The organism is Aromatoleum sp., assembly GCF_036675785.1.
In the GTDB taxonomy this organism is placed as follows: domain Bacteria; phylum Pseudomonadota; class Gammaproteobacteria; order Burkholderiales; family Rhodocyclaceae; genus Aromatoleum.
Window position 1 is genome coordinate 1 of record NZ_JAKFEF010000007.1, and the last position, 18,008, is coordinate 18,008.

The following is an 18,008-nucleotide window of genomic DNA, read 5'->3' on the forward strand; positions in this document are numbered from 1 at the left end:
GCGGTGCGCGCCTGATCGCCGGCGCGGACGCGGTCGTCTTCGACAACCTCGTCAGTCCGGTGATCGTCGACCTCGCACCGCCGTCGGCCGAGCGGCATTACGTCGGTAAGAAGGCGTCGGACCACACGCTGCCGCAGGACGAGATCAACCGCCTGCTCGTGCGCCTCGCGCGGGCGGGCAAGCGCGTCGTGCGGCTCAAGGGCGGCGACCCGTTCATCTTCGGCCGCGGCGGCGAGGAGATGGAGGTACTCGTCGCGGCGGGCGTCACCGTCGAGGTCGTTCCCGGCGTCACCGCCGCGGCCGGGATCGCCGCGTACGCGGGCATTCCGCTGACGCATCGCGACCACGCGCGATCGGTGATCTTCACGACCGGCTTTCTGAAGGACAGCGCGCTCGATCTCGACTGGCCGATGCTCGCGCGGCCCGGGCAGACGCTCGTCGTCTACATGGGCATTTCGCGGCTCGCGGAGATCTGCCGGCAACTGATCGCGCACGGCCTGCCGGCGACGACGCCGGCCGGCGTCGTCGAGCGCGGCACGACGCAGGCGCAGCGCGTCGCGACCGGCACACTCGCGACGCTCGCCGACATCGTGCGCGACGCCGACATCCGGCCGCCGGCGCTGACGATCGTCGGCGACGTCGTCGGCCTCTACCCGCGGCTCGCGTGGTTTGCGCCGGAGGCGGTCGAGCAGCCGCAGCACGCGCCGCATGTCGGCTGCACCGCGGTGCATCCGCGGGCGGAGCCAAAGGCATGACGGCTCGACGTGGAGCGGGTCGCGGCCGCGGCTTGTTCGGCGCGTGATGACGGGCATGCGGCGACGGGGATTTCCCGGAAGGAGAAGACCAAGTCGCGAGGGAAGTCGAAGCGGATGGCGCACGCGGAACGCGAACCAGGAAGAACCAGGAAGAACAAGGAAGTTGACCAGCATTTCAACCGTTTCGAGGTGCCCGCGCCCGCGCGGGAGAATCGGGAAGGCGGTGCGATTCCGCCGCGTGCCCAGCGCCGTGATGAGGATCGTCCGGGCAGGCGTCAGCCACTGGCGAAAGCCGGGAAGGCGCCCGGACGAGTCGAGCCTCAGTCGGAAGACCGGCCTCGAGACCAATTGGCAGCCGCCTGGACCGCGGCGCCCGACTGCTCTATCACAAGGGGACTATCCATGAGCAGCTCCACGCAGGACACGCAGCACCGGCCCTCGTTCAGCGACGACGAGAAGGCGGCCGTCTACCGCGCGATCTATACGCGCCGCGACGTCCGCGGACAATTCATGCCGCAGCCGATTCCCGACGACATGCTCGCGCGCGTGCTCAGCGCCGCGCACCACGCGCCGTCGGTCGGCTTCATGCAGCCGTGGGACTTCATCGTCGTGCGCTCGCCCGAGGTCAAGGGGCGGGTGCATGACGCTTTCCGCACCGCGCACGCGGAAGCGGCGCTGATGTTCGAAGGCGACAAGCGCGACACCTATCGCAGCCTGAAGCTCGAAGGCATCCTCGAAGCCCCGGTCAACCTCTGCATCACCTGCGATCGCGACCGCAACGGGCCGGTCGTCGTCGGGCGCACGCATATCAAGACGATGGACGTCTACAGCAGCGTCTGCGCGGTGCAGAACCTGTGGCTCGCCGCGCGCGCTGAAGGCCTGGGCGTCGGCTGGGTCAGCATCTTCCATCAGGACGCGCTGCGGGAAGCGCTCGGCATCCCGCGCAACATCGTGCCGATCGCGTATCTGTGCATCGGCTACGTGAGCCATTTCTACCGCAAGCCGGAGCTCGAATCCGCCGGCTGGATTGCGCGGCGGCCGCTCGAAGAGCTGTTGCATTTCGACCGCTGGCAAGGACCGGCAGACGAGCCGGGCGCGGCGCTGATGCAGTCCGTGCGGGAAGCACAGGCCGAGGCCAGCGCGGCGAGCCGCTGATCGTGCGGCGGGACGTGGGGGCGGCAGTGCCTCGCCCGGGTCCCGCCGGCGGACGCGGGAGAATGCCCGGCCGTGTTGGGGATAAACTCCCGCCTGTCCCGTCCCGATCTGGACGCGCTTTGCTCGAAGACACCCTCCTGGATACCGGCGGCGGTCCGTCGCGGCGCTGCGCGTGGGCCGGCTCCGACCCGCTCTATCGCACCTATCACGACACCGAGTGGGGCGTGCCGGTCGATGAGGAGCGGACGCTCTTCGAATATCTGCTGCTCGAAGGCGCACAGGCGGGGCTGTCGTGGATCACGGTGCTAAAGAAGCGCGCGCGCTACCGCGAAGTCTTCGACGGCTTCGATCCGGCACGCATTGCGCGCTACGACGACGCGAAGAAGGCCGAACTTCTCACGGACGCGGGCATCATCCGCAACCGCGCGAAGGTCGACGCCGCGATCGGCAACGCCCGCGCGTGGCTTGCGCTGCGCGAGGCCGGCATCGACCCGGTCGCGTGGTTGTGGGGCTTCACGGGCGGGCGCCAGCTCGCGAACGCGTTCGCATCGCTCGCAGACGTGCCGGTTTCGACGCCGACATCCGACGCGATGAGCAAGGCACTGCGTTCGCGGGGGTTCAAATTCGTCGGCAGCACGATCTGCTATGCGTTCATGCAGGCGGTCGGCATGGTCAATGATCACCCGGTCGGCTGTTTCCGCCATGCCGAAGTCGCGCGGATTGCACAGGAGCGCGGGCGATGAGGATGCGGCGGCGACGGCGCGGGACGACGCTCTGAAACTCCCGCGGCCCGCTGCCGTCTGTCCTGCAAGCTTTCGACCCGCCCCTCTCCGATGAACTTTCTCGCGCATGCCTTTCTCGCCGGCGATTCGCCTGCCGACCAGCTCGGCGGGCTGATCGGCGATTTCGTGAAGGGGCCGTTGCCCGCAGGGCTGCCGGCCGAGGTCGCGGCAGGGGTGAAACTGCACCGCCTGATCGACGTGTTCGCCGAAACCGAAGCGGCTTTCGCGCGCAGCCGCGCGCGCGTATCCCCGCCGCGCCGCCGCGTCGCCGGGGTGATCGTCGACATGGTCTACGACCATTTTCTCGCGCTGCACTGGAGCCGCTTCCGTGCCGAGCCGCTCGATGCCTTCACGTCGCGGATGTATCGGCTGATGGACGTGAACGCCGCGCTGCTGCCGCCCCGGCTGCTCGAAATCCTGCCGCGGATGCGCGACGCCGACTGGCTCGCTTCGTACCGCTCGGCCGAGAGCACCGCGCTCGCGCTCGACCGCATCGGCTTGCGGTTGCGCCGGGAAAACCTCCTGCGGGGCAGCGGCGCCGAGCTGGTCGGCGATTACGCGGGCTTCGAGACGGATTTTTTTGCGTTCATCGGACCTGCGCAGCGATTTGCGGAAAACTGGCTGCGGGAGCGGTAAGGACCCCCGCGCTTCCGGCCGCCCCGGACGGGGGCCGCATGGACCGGGAAAGTATTGCTGCGGTGTGCCGCGATACCCTGGATGGGTTAGTTCGCTCGCGGAAATCACGCCGCGTCAAGCCCGAAAACCCTCCTTTGGCGTTGGAATCTACATTTCCTCACAAAAGGCCAAATCCGCGCCGGCCAACGCGTTGCGGCGCGAATTCCCCCCCGGCAGGACCCGAGCTTGCCCTGCGCGCGTTGACAGGGCAGGTTCCTCTAAATACATTGCAGGCGTTGCTGCGTCGCAATAGCTAGCAGCAACGTCTTGATTCGATTGAATTGATAAGGTGCGGCGCCGAGTCTTTCCACAGGGAGGACGGCGCAGAACAGCATGGCCGCGCGCACCGCGGGGGCACGTCGTCAAGTTGCGTCGGCTTGCCTCAACGACCACTGAAGACCGAGTACGTCGATATCCGGTGTCGGCATTCCTGCCGCGCCGGTTCCCAGCCCAAGCACGACCAAGGGCACCGTCACGCCGTTTTTTGGCGCTGCGGGAGATCGATGTGTCCGATCACAGCACGGAGGAACCATGGTCAACGCAACTCGTGATCGGCGGAAGCGAACCACGTCCGACGTCGTCACTCATTTTGCCCAGGCGTCGATGGTGGTGGCGGGCATGCTCGTAGCGGGATGGCTGGGTACCGGCTATCTAGAACATGAACCAGTCGCGTTTGCGGACCTCGGGGTGACCGAAAGCGGCGCGACGAGCGAAGCCGTCGCCGCGGTGGCGGTCCCGGTCGTGCAGGAGCCCGTCCGGCGCACCGCGATCGTCGAGGAAGTACTCTCGTCCGAAATGCGGCGCGTGCGCGACTACGTCGCGGGGCGCTACAACGTGCCGACGAAGATGCTCGACCCGGTGCTCGCCGCCGCCGAGCATCATGGCCGCAGTTCCGGGATCGATCCGCTGCTGATCGTCGCGATGATGGCGATCGAGTCGAGCTTCAATCCGGTCGCCGTCAGCAGCATGGGCGCGCAAGGGCTGATGCAGGTGATTCCGCGCTACCACATGGACAAGATCGGGGACGTGCGCGGGAGAAATCCGCTGTTCGACCCGCAGATCAACGTGCGCGTCGGCACGCAGGTGCTCGCCGAAGGCCTGCGCCGCTTCGGCAGCCTGCAGGCGGCGCTGCAGTACTACGGCGGCGCGCGCAGCGATCCGCAGGCGCGCTACGCGAACAAGGTGTTGGCGATGAAACGCCGGCTGCTCACTGCGGCGGGCCGCGACCTGCCGAGCGCGACCGACGCCTGATCGGCGTTTTCGCAGCCGGGCCGCCGCGAGGCGGCCGGTTTTTGTGTACGGGCTGCGCGGCGCCCGCGCGCTCAGCGCGACAGGCGGAGCCCTTCGATCCGTTCGGCGGCTTCGAGCAGCCGCTCGGCGCGCGTCGTATAGGCGATCCTGAGGTGCCGGCGCGACTCGTGATCGCCGAAGTCCAAGCCGGGGGTCGCGGCGACGCCGGCCTCCTCGATCAGGCGATGGGCGAGGGCGGCGCTGTCGTCGGCGAGGCGCGACACGTCGGCGTAGATGTAGAACGCGCCCTGCGGCTCGGCCGCGACGACGAAGCCGAGTTCGCGCAGGGCCGGCAGCAGCGTGTCGCGGCGCACCGCGAATTCCTTGCGGCGGGCTTCGAGAAGCTCGATCGTCGCCGGCGCGAACGCGGCGAGCGCCGCGTGCTGGGCGGGTGTCGATGCCGAGATGAAGAAGTGCTGCGCGAGCTTCTCGATTTCGCGCTCGTAGCCGGCCGGCACGACGAGCCATCCGAGCCGCCAGCCGGTCATGCCGAAATACTTCGAGAAGCTGTTCACGACGAAGACGTCGTCGGCCGACTGCAGCACGGTGGCCGAGTCGACGCCGTAGGTGAGCCCCTGATAGATTTCGTCGACGATCAGCGTGCCCGCGCGCGCGCGCACCGTGTCGCGCAGCGCGACGAGTTCGGACGGGTCGAGCAGGGTGCCGGTCGGGTTCGACGGGCTCGCGACGACGATGCCGCGCGTGCGCGGCGACCAGGCCGCGGCGAGCTGCACGGGGGTGGGCTGGAAGCGCGTCGCTCGGTCGACCGGCAGCGCGCGGGCGACGCCTTCGAAGCTGCGTACGATGTGGCGGTTCGACGGATAGCCGGGATCGGGTAGCAGCCATTCGTCGCCCGGGTCGGTCGTCGCCGCGAGCGCGAGAATCAGCGCGCCCGACGCGCCCGGCGTGACGACGATGCGTTCGGGCGGCACATCGGCTTTGAGACGGTCGTGGTAGAAGCGGGCGATCGCGTCGCGCAGGCGCGGCAGGCCGAGCGCCGCGGTGTAACGCACGTCGCCGCTCGCGAGAAAGCGGGTTGCGGCCTCGATCATCGGCGGCGGGGTCGGAAAGTCCGGCTCGCCGACCTCCATGTGGATGATGTCGTGCCCTTGCGCCTCGAGTTCGCGCGCGCGGCGCAGCAGCTCCATCACGTGAAAGGGCTGGATGTCGGCGAGGCGTCGGGCGAAGTGCGAGGTCATCGGGTTTCCTTCCACTGGCAACGTCCGGATGAACGGCGCGCGAAGGGCGGGTGAGGCCAAAAATGAAAAAGCGCCGACGGGTCGGCGCTTTCGGCTTTCGATCGGGCTGCCGGACGAGCGCCCGGCAGCGGGTCGGACCTCAGACGGCGAGCGTCAGTTCGAACAGTTCCCGCTTCAGCACGAGCTCGCGCGGCAGGCGATCCTGCAGCTTGTCGAACCATTCCTTGTGCAGCGCGAGTTCCTTCTTCCACGCTTGCGCGTCGACGCTCGTCAGCGCGTCGAACTGCTCGCGCGTGACGTCGGCGCCGCTCCAGTCGATGTCCTCGAACTTCGGCATCCAGCCGAGGCCGGTTTCCTTGCCGCCGACGCGGCCGCGCACGCGGTCGACGATCCACTTCAGCACGCGCATGTTCTCGCCGAAGCCCGGCCACATGAATTCGCCGCGCTCGTTCATCCGGAACCAGTTCACGCAGAAGATCCGCGGCGTGTCCTCGACCACGTGGCCCATCTTCAGCCAGTGGTTGAAGTAGTCGCCCATGTGGTAGCCGCAGAACGGCAGCATCGCGAACGGGTCGCGGCGCACGACGCCCTGCGCGCCGAACGCGGCCGCGGTCGTCTCCGAACCGAGCGTCGCGGCCATGTAGACGCCGAAGTTCCAGTTGAACGCTTCATAGACGAGCGGCACGGTCGTCGCGCGCCGGCCGCCGAAGATGAACGCCGAGATCGGCACCCCGGCCGGATCTTCCCACTGCGGATCGACCGACGGGCACTGCGACGCCGGCGCGGTGAAGCGCGAGTTCGGGTGCGCCGCCTTGCGGCCGGTTTCCTTCGCGATTTCCGGCGTCCACTCCTTGCCCTGCCAGTCGATCAGATGGGCCGGGGCTTCCTTGCTCATGCCTTCCCACCACACGTCGCCGTCGTCGGTCAGCGCGACGTTCGTGAAGATGATGTTTTCCTTCAGCGTCGCCATCGCGTTGTAGTTCGTCTTTTCGGACGTGCCCGGCGCGACGCCGAAGAAGCCGGCTTCGGGGTTGATCGCGTAGAACTTGCCGTCCTTGCCCGGCTTGATCCACGCGATGTCGTCGCCGATCGTCGTGATCTTCCAGCCGTTGAAGCTCTTCGGCGGGATCAGCATCGCGAAGTTCGTCTTGCCGCAGGCCGACGGGAACGCCGCGGCGACGTAGGTCTTCTCGCCTTCGGGCGACTCGACGCCGAGGATCAGCATGTGTTCGGCGAGCCAGCCTTCGTCGCGCGCCATCGTCGAGGCGATGCGCAGCGCGAAGCACTTCTTGCCGAGCAGCGCGTTGCCGCCGTAGCCCGAGCCGTACGACCAGATTTCGCGCGTCTCGGGGAAATGCACGATGTACTTCGTGTCGGGGTTGCACGGCCAGCGCGAGTCCTCCTGGCCCGGCTCGAGCGGCGCGCCGACCGAATGCACGCACGGCACGAACTCACCGTCGGCGCCGAGCACGTCATACACCGCGCTGCCCATGCGGGTCATCGTCCGCATGTTGACGACGACATACGGGCTGTCGGAGATCTCGACGCCGATGTGCGCGATCGGCGAGCCGAGCGGACCCATCGAGAACGGGATCACGTACATCGTGCGGCCGCGCATGCTGCCGGCGAACAGGCCGTTCAGCGTGTCGCGCATCTTCGCCGGGTCTTCCCAGTTGTTCGTCGGACCGGCGTCGGCCTTGTCCTTCGAGCAGATGTACGTGCGGTCTTCGACGCGCGCGACGTCCGACGGGTCGGAGCATGCGAGGTAGGAATTCTTGCGCTTTTCCGGGTTCAGCTTGACCAGCATGCCGGCCTGGACCATTTCGGCGCACAGCCGGTCGTACTCGTCCTGCGAGCCGTCGCACCACACGACCCGCTCGGGCTGCGTGAGTGCGGCGATGCCGGCGACCCACTTCTTGAGGCCTTCATGACGGACGTAGGTGGGAGCAGCGGCCAGGGCGGCCTCGGCGAAGCGTTGATTCATGGTGGGATATTCTCCAGATTGCACGTGCGAAACCGGTCCCGTCGGTCGTGCCTCTGGCCTGTTGGCCGGCGGGTGCAAGGCATCCGCCTTGCTGTCGCGGCTGCGGAAACTACTAGGGTTAACCGCAGTCGGCGAAAGCCTAATATTATGCCACGGCAGCGCATTGGCCCGGAATGGCGTTGAAAGCTTTTCTTTCGGTACTCGTGCCGGGCCCGCTTTCGCGCATCGCGCCCGAAGTCGTACTCGCCGCGCCCCACAACTCGAACGAAGAGACCGCCATGGATGAACTGATACGCTCCGCCGCCCTCGACTACCACCGCCATCCGCAGCCCGGCAAGATCTCGGTGATGCCGACGAAGGTGCTGTCCAACCAGCGCGACCTGTCGCTCGCCTACTCGCCCGGGGTCGCCGCCGCGTGCGACGCGATCGTCGAGGATCCGGCCGAGGCCGCGACCCTGACCGCGCGCAGCAACCTGATCGGCGTCGTCACGAACGGCACCGCGGTGCTGGGCTTGGGCAACATCGGCCCGCTCGCCGCGAAGCCGGTGATGGAAGGCAAGGGGGTGCTGTTCAAGAAGTTCGCCGGCATCGACGTGTTCGACCTCGAGATCGCCGAGCACGACCCGGACAAGCTGATCGACATGATCGCCGCGCTCGAGCCGACCTTCGGCGGCATCAACCTCGAGGACATCAAGGCGCCCGAGTGCTTCTACATCGAGTCGAAGCTGCGCGAGCGCATGAAGATCCCGGTATTCCACGACGACCAGCACGGCACCGCGATCGTCGTCGGCGCGGCGGTGCTGAACGGCCTGCATCTGCTCGGCAAGGACCTGAAGAAGATCAAGCTCGTGACCTCCGGCGCCGGGGCGGCGGCGCTCGCGTGCCTGCGGCTCCTCGAGAAGCTGGGGATTCCGGTCGAGAACATCTGGGTCACCGACATCGAGGGCGTCGTCTACGAGGGCCGCACGGTGCTGATGGACCCGATCAAGGCGCGCTACGCGAAGCCGACTTCGGCGCGCACGCTCAGTGAGGTCATCGAGGGCGCGGACGTGCTGCTCGGCCTGTCGGCGGGCGGCGTCGTCAAGCGCGAGATGGTCGCGAAGATGGCGGCCAAGCCGCTGATCCTCGCGCTCGCGAACCCGATCCCCGAGATCCTGCCCGAAGAGGTCCACGCGGTGCGCGACGACGCGATCATCGCGACCGGGCGTTCGGACTATCCGAACCAGGTGAACAACGTGCTGTGCTTCCCGTTCATCTTCCGCGGCGCGCTCGACGTGGGCGCGACGACGATCACCGACGAGATGCAGCTCGCCGCGGTCCACGCGATCGCCGAGCTCGCGCGCGCCGAGCAGAGCGACATCGTCGCCGCCGCCTACGGCGAGAAGGTCTCCGGCTTCGGCCCCGACTACATCATCCCGCGCCCGTTCGACCCGCGCCTGATCGTCAAGATCGCGCCCGCGGTCGCGGTCGCCGGCATGGCGTCGGGGGTCGCGACGCGCCCCATCACGGACTGGGACGCGTACCGCGGCCAGCTCAACAACTTCGTCTGGCACTCGGGCCTGATCATGAAGCCGGTGTTCGCCGCCGCGCGCGGCACGGGCCAGCGCATCATCTTCGCCGAAGGCGAGTCCGAGCGCGTGCTGCGCGCGGTGCAGACGGTCGTCGACGAAGGTCTCGCGAGCCCGATCCTGATCGGCCGACCCGACGTCATTGCGACGAACATCGAGCGCTTCGGCCTGCGCATCCGCGCCGAGCGCGACTTCGTGCTCGTCAATCCCGACTCCGATCCGCGCTTCAAGGAGCTGTGGATGGATTACCACCGGCTGATGGAGCGGCACGGCGTCTCGGTCGACTACGCGAAGAAGGAAGTGCGCCGGCGCACGACGCTGATCGGCTCGCTGATGCTCAAGCACGGCTACGGCGACGGGCTGATCTGCGGCACCTACGGAATGCACCGGCTGCACCTCGAGTTCATCGAGAAGATCATCGGCCGCAAACCGGGCGTCGAGAACTGCTATGCGATCAACGTCGTGAGCCTGCCCGGGCGCACGCTGTTCCTCGCCGACACCTACGTGAACTACGACCCGACGCCCGAGCAGATCGTCGAGATGACGCTGCTCGCGAGCGAGGAGATGTCGCGCTTCGGCCTGACGCCGAAAGTCGCGCTGCTGTCGCATTCATCGTTCGGCTCGGCCGACTCGCCGACCTCCGAGAAGATGCGCGCCGCGCTGCAGCTGCTGCACGAGCGCCATCCCGAGATCGAGGTCGAGGGCGAGATGCACGGCGACGCGGCGCTCGACGCGGAGTTGCGCCTGCGGATCTTCCCGAACGCGCGCATGCGCGAACAGGCGAACCTGCTGATCTTCCCGACGCTCGACGCCGCGAACATCGCGTTCAACCTGCTCAAGACCGCGGCCGGCGAAGGCATGACGATCGGGCCGATCCTGCTCGGCGCGGCGAAGCCGGTGCATATCCTGACGCCGTCGGCGACGGTGCGCCGGATCGTCAACATGACCGCGCTGACCGCGGTCGAGGCATTGCAGAACCCGGCCTGACGCGGCGCGTCGTACGACACGGGCGTGCCGGCCTTCCGGGGCCGCGCACGGCCGTGGCATGATCCCGGGCATACCTGCAAGCGACCGGGATCTGCATGGCGGATGACAAGGCGGCACTCGTTCTGACCGGGGGCGGCGCGCGCGCCGCGTACCAGGTCGGCGTGCTCGCCGCGATCCGCGACATCCGGGGTCGAAGACGCGGCAATCCCTTCCCGATTCTCTGCGGAACGTCGGCCGGCGGCATCAACGCCGCGGCGCTCGCGGTTTTCTCGTCCGACTTCAACGCCGCCGTGCGTAAGCTCGCGTGGATCTGGCGGCATTTTCACGTCGACCAGGTGTACCGCTCCGACGCGCCGACGCTGCTCAAGACCGGGCTGCGCTGGAGCAGCGCGCTGTTGTTCGGCTGGGCCGTGCGGCAGACGCCGCGCTCGCTCCTCGACAACACGCCGCTGCGCGAACTCCTCGTGCGCGTGCTCGATTTTTCCTGCATCCGGCAGTCGATCGACGCGGGGCACCTGCACGCGGTCAGCGTGTCCGCGTCGGGCTATTCGTCGGGGGAAAACCTCGCGTTCTATGAAGGCGTTCCGGAAGTGCAGCCGTGGCGCCGGGCGCAGCGCGTCGGAACGCCGACGACGCTGGGCGTCGAGCACCTGATGGCGTCGAGCGCGATACCGTTCCTGTTTCCGGCGGTGAGGATCAACCGCGAGTATTTCGGCGACGGCTCGATGCGCCAGCTCGCGCCGATCAGCCCGGCCATCCACATGGGTGCGACCCGCATCCTCGTGATCGGCTCGGGGCGGCTGGCCGAGGAGGGGCGCCAGCGCGCCGACGGCTATCCGCCGCTCGCGCAAATCGCCGGCCACGCGCTGTCGAGCATTTTCCTCGACGGCCTCGTCGTAGACCTCGAGCGGATGCAGCGGATCAACTCGACCTTGAACGCGTTCGACGCGGCCGAGCGGGACGCGGCCGGCATCGTGCTGCGACCGATCGAAACCCTCGTGATCTCGCCGTCGCAACGGCTCGATGCGATCGCGGGGCGTCACCGCAACGCGCTGCCCGGGCCGCTGAAAACCCTGCTGCGCGGTGTCGGTGCGATGCGGCGCGAGGGATCGGCGCTGCTGTCCTACCTGCTGTTCGAGCCGGAATTCACGCACGCGTTGATGCAACTCGGCTACGAGGACGCGTTCGCGCGGCGGGCCGAAGTGGAAGCGTTCCTGAGGATCTGAACGAAAATTTTTCCGTGGCCTGCTTTAACGCAATCTGCGACGCCGGGGTTATGTAACAATGTCTCGAAAGTTTTTTTGAAAGCACTTCAAAAAAACTTGATATCCGCCTAATTTGATTAAAAATAGAAGCGTCGCTCCCTGTCGCATTCCAGGCCGCCCCGCCATGAAATTCCATCATCTCGTAATCGCCGTGCTGAGCTGCGCGGTCCTGCAGTTCGGCCTTGCCGAGCCCGCGGGCGCTGCCGCCGGGGCGACCTCGACGAAAGTCTCGAAGGCCTCGAAAACGAAGAAGGCATCGACTCGGTACACCGTCCGCAAGCGGGCGGCCAAGGCGGGGTCGAGAAAGGTGTCGGCGCGACGTTCGCTGGCACCGGCCGCGCAGGTCGCGGCCCGGCCCGAAGTGGACCATCTCGGTTTGCCGCTGCTGCGTTCGTCCGCGTTCCTGATCCAGAACCAGAATACCGGCGAGGTTCTGCTCGAAAAGAAAAGCGACGCGGTCCTGCCGATCGCGTCGATCACGAAGCTGATGACGGCGATGGTCGTCCTCGACGGCGGCCAGAGCCTGTCCGAAGAAGTCGTGATCAGCGAGGAAGACCTCGATACGCTCAAGGGGACCGGCTCGCGCCTCGCGCTCGGCACGCGCCTGACGCGCGAGCAATTGCTGCATCTGGCGTTGATGTCATCGGAAAACCGCGCGGCCTCGGCGCTCGGCCGCAGCTATCCGGGCGGCATCGACGCGTTCGTCCACGCGATGAACATCAAGGCGCGGATGATCGGCCTCGTCGATACGCGTTTCAGCGACAGTACCGGGCTGAACCCGATGAACGTCTCCAGCCCGCGCGACCTTGCACGCATGGTGTCGGCTGCGTCGACGTATCCGCTGATCCGGCAGTTCTCGACGACGTCGGAGGAGCACGTCCAGATCGGCCGACGCGTGCAGCGCTTCGGCAACACGAATTCGCTGGTGCGCAGTCCCGAGTGGGAAATCGGCTTGTCGAAGACCGGCTATATCCGGGAAGCGGGGCGCTGTCTCGTGATGCAGGCCTGGGTCAACAAGCAGCCGGTGATCATCGTGCTGATGGATTCGGACGGCCGCTTCACGCGCACCGCCGACGCGGTCCGCGTGAAGAAATGGATGGAGGCGGCGGCGACCCAGCGCGTCGCGGCCGGACCGGACGGCAGCAGCTGATCGCCCAGCCTCAGCCCCGCGCGCTTCAGCGCGCGCCGTGCCTTCCCACGTAGCCGAGGGCGCGCGAGATTTCGTCGGCCGCGTCGCGCACGAGCGGCGCGCGGCTCGTGTCGAAGCGTTCGGACGGTGTCGACAGCGACAGTCCCGCGATGAGTTCGCCCGAGTCGTCGCGGACGCCGGCGGCGACGCAGCGCACGCCGGTCTCGACTTCGTCGAGGTCGAACGCGACGCCGTGACGGCGGACCTTGTCCAGTTCCTTTTCGAGCGCGCCGAGATCGTTGATCGAGTTCGGCGTCGACGCCGGCAGTCCGGTGCGGCGCGCGTAATCGCGCACCCGTTCGAGCCCTTCCTCGACGAGAAAGAGTTTGCCGGTGGCGGTCGTATGCAGCGGCGCGCGGGCGCCGACGATATGCACGACCCGGACCGCCGAGCGTCCGCTCGACGTGCGGTCGACATAGACGATCTCGTCGCCGTCGCGGATGCCGAGGTTGACGCTCTCGCCGGTCGCCGCGTGCAGCTTAAGCATCGCCGGCATCGCGGTCTCGCGCAGCGAAATGCGCGACTTCACGAGGCTGCCGAGTTCGAGCAGGCGGATCCCGAGGCGATAGGTGCCGCCTTCGCCGCGCTCGACGAATCCGCTCTGCGCCATCGCGCCGAGGATGCGATGCGCGGTCGACGGATGCAGGCCCGTCTCCTGTGCGATCTGTTTCAGCGGCGCGGGATCGGGGTGGTGCGCGAGGACGTCGAGCAGTTTCATCATTCGCTCGACGACCTGGATCGGGTTCTTCGTTTCGGTTGGAGCGGTCACGCGGCAGCGGCAGGCTTTTTGGAAGTTGCGCAGTTTAACCGTGGAACCTGATTGCGCCTAATGAAATGGCCGCGCGACGAGCGGAACGAAGCCCGATGGGCGGGCGCCGGGACGCCTCTTCTTCTTAGCCCCTATAATCCGCCACTTCCTCTCTTTCCCGCGGCAAGGATCCCGATGAACCCGAGCTTGATCGAAGTCGTCGGCACCGGCCTGTTCGCCGTTGCCGTCGCGCATACCTTCCTGACCAAATACTTCGAGCACCTCGCGCATCTGCAGCCGAATCACGCGGGGATCTGGCACCTGCTCGGGGAGGTCGAGGTCGTGTTCGGGTTCTGGGCCTTCGTGCTGCTGATTTTCCTCGCCGTCGCCGGCGGCGTCGACGCGCCGACGGCATATCTCGAAAGCCTGAACTTCACCGAGCCGGCGTTCGTCTTCGTGATCATGGTCGTCGCGGCGAGTCGTCCGATCCTCGACCTCGCGCGAGTCAGTGCGCGCGCGCTGGCCCGTTACATGCCGCTGAACGACAGCGTCGCGTTCTACTTCGTCTGCCTGTCGGTGCTGCCGCTGGTCGGCTCCTTCATCACCGAGCCGGCGGCGATGACGCTCGCGGCGCTGATGCTGCGCGACAATTTCTACGCGAAGGGGATCTCGCACAAGCTCAAGTACGTCACGCTCGGCGCGCTGTTCGTCAATGTGTCGATCGGCGGCACGCTGACCCATTTCGCCGCGCCGCCGGTGCTGATGGTCGCGGCGAAGTGGAACTGGGACACGTGGTACATGCTCGGTCACTTCGGCTGGAAGGCGGCGATCGCCGTGTTCGTCAACGCGGGCATCGTGACCTTCCTGTTCGCTAAGGAGCTCAAGGCGCTGCAGGTCGATGCACACACGAGCGACCGCACGGTGCCGTGGATGCTGATCATCGCGCACGTCGCGTTTCTCGCCGGGATCGTCTTCTTCGCCCATCACCCGATCGTGTTCGTCGGCCTGTTCCTGCTCTTTCTCGGCGTCGCCGAAGGCTACCGGCACTATCACGACCGCCTGATGCTGCGCGAAGGTCTGCTGGTCGGCTTCTTCCTCGCCGGGCTCGTGACGCTCGGCGCGCTCCAGCAGTGGTGGCTGCAGGACGTGCTCGCGGGCATGGACTCGACGGCGCTCTATTTCGGCGCGACCGCGCTGACGGCGATCACCGACAACGCGGCACTCACCTACCTCGGCTCGCTCGTCGAGGGGACGGATGCCGCATTCAAGTATTCGCTCGTCGCCGGGGCGGTGACCGGCGGGGGCCTGACGGTGATCGCGAACGCACCCAACCCGGCCGGCTTCGCGATCCTGCGCGGCCACTTCGACGACGAAGCGATCAATCCGCTGGGCTTGTTCGTGACGGCGCTGCCGGCGACGCTGGTCGCGGTCCTCGCATTCCAGTTGCTGTAGACGTGACGGGCGCTCCGCCCGCGATGCGTCACGACGCCGCCGGTCTTCCGCCGGACGATCGGCGGTCCGCCGACGTCGGTTCCCCCGATCCCGCCGGTCGCGCGACGCCCCGGATTTCCGACGTGCGCGGATCATGCCGCTCGCGCTGATCGTCATCCTGCCGTTCGCCGGCGCGGTCCTGCCGGCGCTGTTCGCGCGCACCGGTCGTGATGCGGCGGCGCTCGCGGCGTTCGGCGTCAGCGCGCTCGCGCTCGGCTTGCTGCTGTCGCTCGCGCCGCAGGTGTTCGGCGGCGACGTCGTGTACGCCGGCCAGCCGTGGCTGCCGCGTCTCGGCCTCAACGCCCATCTTTTCCTCGACGGGCTCGGCTTCCTCTTCGCGCTGCTGATCCTCGCCATCGGCCTGCTGGTGATCGTCTATGCGCGCTCCTACCTGCCGGCGCGCGATGCGGGCGGGCGCTTCCACGCGCTGCTGCTGCTGTTCCAGGGCGCGATGCTCGGCATCGTGCTGTCGGACAACGTCCTGCTGCTGCTCGTCTTCTGGGAGCTGACGAGCCTCGCGTCCTTCCTGCTGATCGGTTACTGGCGGCACCAGCCGGAAGCCCGGCAGGGCGCACGGATGGCGCTGACCGTGACCGTCGCCGGCGGCCTCGCCTTGATCGCCGGGATGTTGATCCTCGGCGATATCGCGGGATCCTACGACCTCACGCTGATCCTGCAGCGCGGCGCCGCGATCCGTGCTTCGCCGCAGTATCTGCCCGCGCTGCTGCTGATCCTCGCCGGCTGCTTCACGAAGTCGGCCCAGTTCCCGTTCCATTTCTGGCTGCCGCACGCGATGGCCGCGCCGACGCCGGTCTCGGCCTACCTGCATTCGGCGACGATGGTGAAGGCGGGTGTGTTCCTGCTCGCGCGGCTGTGGCCGGTGCTGTCCGGCACCGATGCGTGGTTCTATCTCGTCGCGACGACCGGGCTCGTGACGATGCTGATCGGCGCGGTCGTCGCGCTGTTCCGCGACGAACTGAAGGCGCTGCTCGCGTTTTCGACCGTCAGTCACCTCGGGCTGGTGACGATGCTGTTCGGCTTCGGCACGCCGCTCGCGGCGGTCGCCGGCGTGTTCCACATCCTGAACCACGCGATCTTCAAGGCCGCGCTGTTCATGAACGCCGGCATCGTCGACCACGAAGTGGGCTCGCGCGACCTGCGGCATCTCGGCGGTCTTGCGGCGCTGATGCCGTTGACCGCGACGAGTGGCGCCGTCGCCGCCGCGTCGATGGCCGGCGTTCCGCTGCTGAACGGCTTCCTGTCCAAGGAGATGATGCTCGACGCCGCGGCGCAGGCGCAGTGGGCCGGGCAGGGCTGGATCGTGCCGCTCGTCGCGACGCTCGCGGCGATGGTCTCGGTCGCGTACTCGCTGCGTTACGCGATCCAGGTGTTTTTCGTCCGGCGGCACGAGCCTTACCGCAAGAACGTCCGCGATCCCGCGCCCGGCCTGTGGCTGCCGCCGCTGCTGCTCGTCGTGGTCGTCATGCTGATCGGCGTGTTCCCGGGCACGTTCGCCGGCTCGCTGGTCGCGTCGGCTGCGAACGCCGTGGTCGGCGCGCCGGTTCGCGGCTACGAGCTTGCGCTGTGGCACGGGGCGACGCCGGCGCTCGCGCTGTCGGTCTTCGCCTTCGCCGGCGGTGGCATCCTGCTGTGGCGCCAAGCGAATACACGGGCGCTGTGGCAGGCCGCGCCACATCCGCAGGCGAAGCCGGCGTTCGACGCGGCGGTCGCGGCGGTGACGGATTTCTGCCGCGCGGTGACCGACGGTCTGCACGACGGCTCGCTGCGGCACTACCTCGGCTGGATCGTCGCCGGCGCGCTCGTCGTCGGCGTCGGCGGCTTCCTTGGCGGCGGGCACGCGGTCGGGACGCGCGCGACGCTCGCCGCGCCGCCGGTCGCGATCGTCGCGTGGCTGCTGCTCGTCGCCAGTTGCGCGGGTGTGCTCGCGTTCGAACGCCGGCGCATGCTCGCGCTCGTGATGCTCGGCGTGATCGGCCTGATCGTCGCGTTCGGCTTCCTGTACCTCTCCGCGCCGGACCTCGCGCTGACGCAGATCGCGGTCGAAGTCGTCACGGTGATCCTGATGCTGCTCGCGCTGACCGTGCTGCCGCACGAGACGCCGCGGGTCGCGCAGCGTCCGCGGCGGCTGGGTGACGGGGGGCTCGCGACGGGCGCCGGGCTCGGCGCCGGCGCTGCGGCGTTCGCGCTGATGACGCGCGACTTCGACAGCCTGTCGACCTACTACCTCGAGCGTTCGCTGCCGGACGGCGGCGGCGCGAACGTCGTCAATGTCATCCTCGTCGATTTTCGCGGCTTCGACACCTTCGGCGAAATCATCGTCCTCGGCATCGCCGCGCTCGCGGTCTTCGCGCTGGTCGACGGCGCGCGGGGCTTGGCGCGGACCGGCGCCGTGCCCGGCATGGTCGCCGCGGACCGCCACCCCCTGCTCCTTGCCGTCGCTGCGCGCGTCATGCTTCCGCTGGCGCTCGTCGTCGCCTCTTACGTGTTCCTGCGCGGACACAACGCGCCCGGCGGCGGCTTCGTCGCCGGCCTGATCGTCGCGATCGCGCTGATCATGCAGTACGTCGCCGGCGGCACGCAGTGGGCCGCGCAGCGGATGCGCGTCGATGTGCACGCGCTGATCGGCACCGGCGTGCTGCTCGCCGCGGCGACCGGTTTCAGTGCGTGGGTCTTCGCGCGCCCGTTCCTGACCAGCGCGTATGGACACCTCGCGCTGCCGCTCGTCGGCCGCGTCGAAGTCGCGACGGCGATGGCGTTCGACGCCGGCGTTTTTCTCACCGTCGTCGGCGCGGTGATGTTGATGCTCGCGTCCCTCGGGCGAATCGGGCGCGGACCGGCGAAACCGCTCCGGACACGCGCCGCGATCCCGCCCGCCGCGCCACGCTTCGCGGAGGATTGA

At 68.0% G+C, this 18,008-nt stretch carries 13 protein-coding genes and 1 riboswitch; of the genes, 10 read left to right on the forward strand and 3 right to left on the reverse strand.

Going from position 1 to position 18,008, the window contains the following annotated elements:
* The 5 genes from cobA to V6M37_RS01305 all read left to right on the forward strand — a co-directional run.
* On the forward strand, positions 1-755 hold a 755-nt coding region (cobA, locus tag V6M37_RS01285; protein WP_332670292.1), incomplete at its 5' end, for a uroporphyrinogen-III C-methyltransferase.
* Positions 756-925: 170 nt separating this feature from the next.
* Positions 926-1,110, forward strand: a riboswitch (cobalamin riboswitch).
* A gap of 47 nt (positions 1,111-1,157) precedes the next feature.
* Positions 1,158-1,910, forward strand: coding sequence for a 5,6-dimethylbenzimidazole synthase (bluB, locus tag V6M37_RS01290; protein WP_332670294.1), 753 nt, complete (start codon positions 1,158-1,160; stop codon positions 1,908-1,910).
* A gap of 119 nt (positions 1,911-2,029) precedes the next feature.
* Positions 2,030-2,653, forward strand: coding sequence for a DNA-3-methyladenine glycosylase I (locus V6M37_RS01295; protein ID WP_332670297.1), 624 nt, complete (start codon positions 2,030-2,032; stop codon positions 2,651-2,653).
* Positions 2,654-2,743: 90 nt separating this feature from the next.
* Complete coding sequence (locus V6M37_RS01300) at positions 2,744-3,328, forward strand: acyl carrier protein phosphodiesterase (RefSeq protein ID WP_332670299.1); 585 nt, start codon at positions 2,744-2,746, stop codon at positions 3,326-3,328.
* A 570-nt stretch (positions 3,329-3,898) separates the two neighbouring features.
* Positions 3,899-4,618: a transglycosylase SLT domain-containing protein gene (locus V6M37_RS01305; RefSeq protein WP_332670301.1), complete on the forward strand. Its 720-nt coding sequence runs from the start codon at positions 3,899-3,901 to the stop codon at positions 4,616-4,618.
* Positions 4,619-4,689: 71 nt separating this feature from the next.
* On the opposite strand, the gene V6M37_RS01310 is transcribed toward V6M37_RS01305, so the two are convergent.
* Positions 4,690-5,856, reverse strand: a complete 1,167-nt coding sequence (locus V6M37_RS01310; RefSeq protein ID WP_332670303.1) for a pyridoxal phosphate-dependent aminotransferase — start codon at positions 5,854-5,856, stop codon at positions 4,690-4,692.
* Between the two features lie 139 nt (positions 5,857-5,995).
* Positions 5,996-7,840: a phosphoenolpyruvate carboxykinase (GTP) gene (locus V6M37_RS01315; RefSeq protein ID WP_332670305.1), complete on the reverse strand. Its 1,845-nt coding sequence runs from the start codon at positions 7,838-7,840 to the stop codon at positions 5,996-5,998.
* Positions 7,841-8,118: 278 nt separating this feature from the next.
* Here V6M37_RS01315 and V6M37_RS01320 point away from each other — a divergent pair, with 278 nt between their 5' ends.
* From V6M37_RS01320 to V6M37_RS01330, 3 genes are all read left to right on the forward strand, one after another.
* Positions 8,119-10,395: an NADP-dependent malic enzyme gene (locus V6M37_RS01320; RefSeq protein WP_332670306.1), complete on the forward strand. Its 2,277-nt coding sequence runs from the start codon at positions 8,119-8,121 to the stop codon at positions 10,393-10,395.
* A gap of 95 nt (positions 10,396-10,490) precedes the next feature.
* A complete protein-coding gene (locus V6M37_RS01325; protein ID WP_332670308.1) occupies positions 10,491-11,621 on the forward strand; it encodes a patatin-like phospholipase family protein in 1,131 nt (376 codons plus the stop codon).
* Positions 11,622-11,784: 163 nt separating this feature from the next.
* Positions 11,785-12,810, forward strand: a complete 1,026-nt coding sequence (locus V6M37_RS01330) for a serine hydrolase (RefSeq protein WP_332670310.1) — start codon at positions 11,785-11,787, stop codon at positions 12,808-12,810.
* A gap of 25 nt (positions 12,811-12,835) precedes the next feature.
* On the opposite strand, the gene V6M37_RS01335 is transcribed toward V6M37_RS01330, so the two are convergent.
* Complete coding sequence (locus tag V6M37_RS01335) at positions 12,836-13,570, reverse strand: IclR family transcriptional regulator (protein WP_332670384.1); 735 nt, start codon at positions 13,568-13,570, stop codon at positions 12,836-12,838.
* A 222-nt stretch (positions 13,571-13,792) separates the two neighbouring features.
* Between V6M37_RS01335 and V6M37_RS01340 the strand changes: the two genes are divergently transcribed.
* Together V6M37_RS01340 and V6M37_RS01345 are read left to right on the forward strand one after the other, a co-directional pair.
* Positions 13,793-15,049, forward strand: coding sequence for a putative Na+/H+ antiporter (locus tag V6M37_RS01340; RefSeq protein WP_332670312.1), 1,257 nt, complete (start codon positions 13,793-13,795; stop codon positions 15,047-15,049).
* Between the two features lie 133 nt (positions 15,050-15,182).
* Complete coding sequence (locus tag V6M37_RS01345; protein ID WP_332670315.1) at positions 15,183-18,008, forward strand: monovalent cation/H+ antiporter subunit A; 2,826 nt, start codon at positions 15,183-15,185, stop codon at positions 18,006-18,008.

Bases quoted from the DNA above. Each gene is read 5' to 3' on its own strand.
- V6M37_RS01305 (WP_332670301.1), top strand. From the start codon at position 3,899: ATGGTCAACGCAACTCGTGATCGGCGGAAGCGAACCACGTCCGACGTC.
- V6M37_RS01330 (WP_332670310.1), top strand. From the start codon at position 11,785: ATGAAATTCCATCATCTCGTAATCGCCGTGCTGAGCTGCGCGGTCCTG.
- V6M37_RS01315 (WP_332670305.1), bottom strand. From the start codon at position 7,840: ATGAATCAACGCTTCGCCGAGGCCGCCCTGGCCGCTGCTCCCACCTAC.
- V6M37_RS01320 (WP_332670306.1), top strand. From the start codon at position 8,119: ATGGATGAACTGATACGCTCCGCCGCCCTCGACTACCACCGCCATCCG.
- V6M37_RS01335 (WP_332670384.1), bottom strand. From the start codon at position 13,570: ATGATGAAACTGCTCGACGTCCTCGCGCACCACCCCGATCCCGCGCCG.
- V6M37_RS01340 (WP_332670312.1), top strand. From the start codon at position 13,793: ATGAACCCGAGCTTGATCGAAGTCGTCGGCACCGGCCTGTTCGCCGTT.
- V6M37_RS01300 (WP_332670299.1), top strand. From the start codon at position 2,744: ATGAACTTTCTCGCGCATGCCTTTCTCGCCGGCGATTCGCCTGCCGAC.
- V6M37_RS01345 (WP_332670315.1), top strand. From the start codon at position 15,183: ATGCCGCTCGCGCTGATCGTCATCCTGCCGTTCGCCGGCGCGGTCCTG.
- bluB (WP_332670294.1), top strand. From the start codon at position 1,158: ATGAGCAGCTCCACGCAGGACACGCAGCACCGGCCCTCGTTCAGCGAC.
- V6M37_RS01325 (WP_332670308.1), top strand. From the start codon at position 10,491: ATGGCGGATGACAAGGCGGCACTCGTTCTGACCGGGGGCGGCGCGCGC.
- V6M37_RS01310 (WP_332670303.1), bottom strand. From the start codon at position 5,856: ATGACCTCGCACTTCGCCCGACGCCTCGCCGACATCCAGCCCTTTCAC.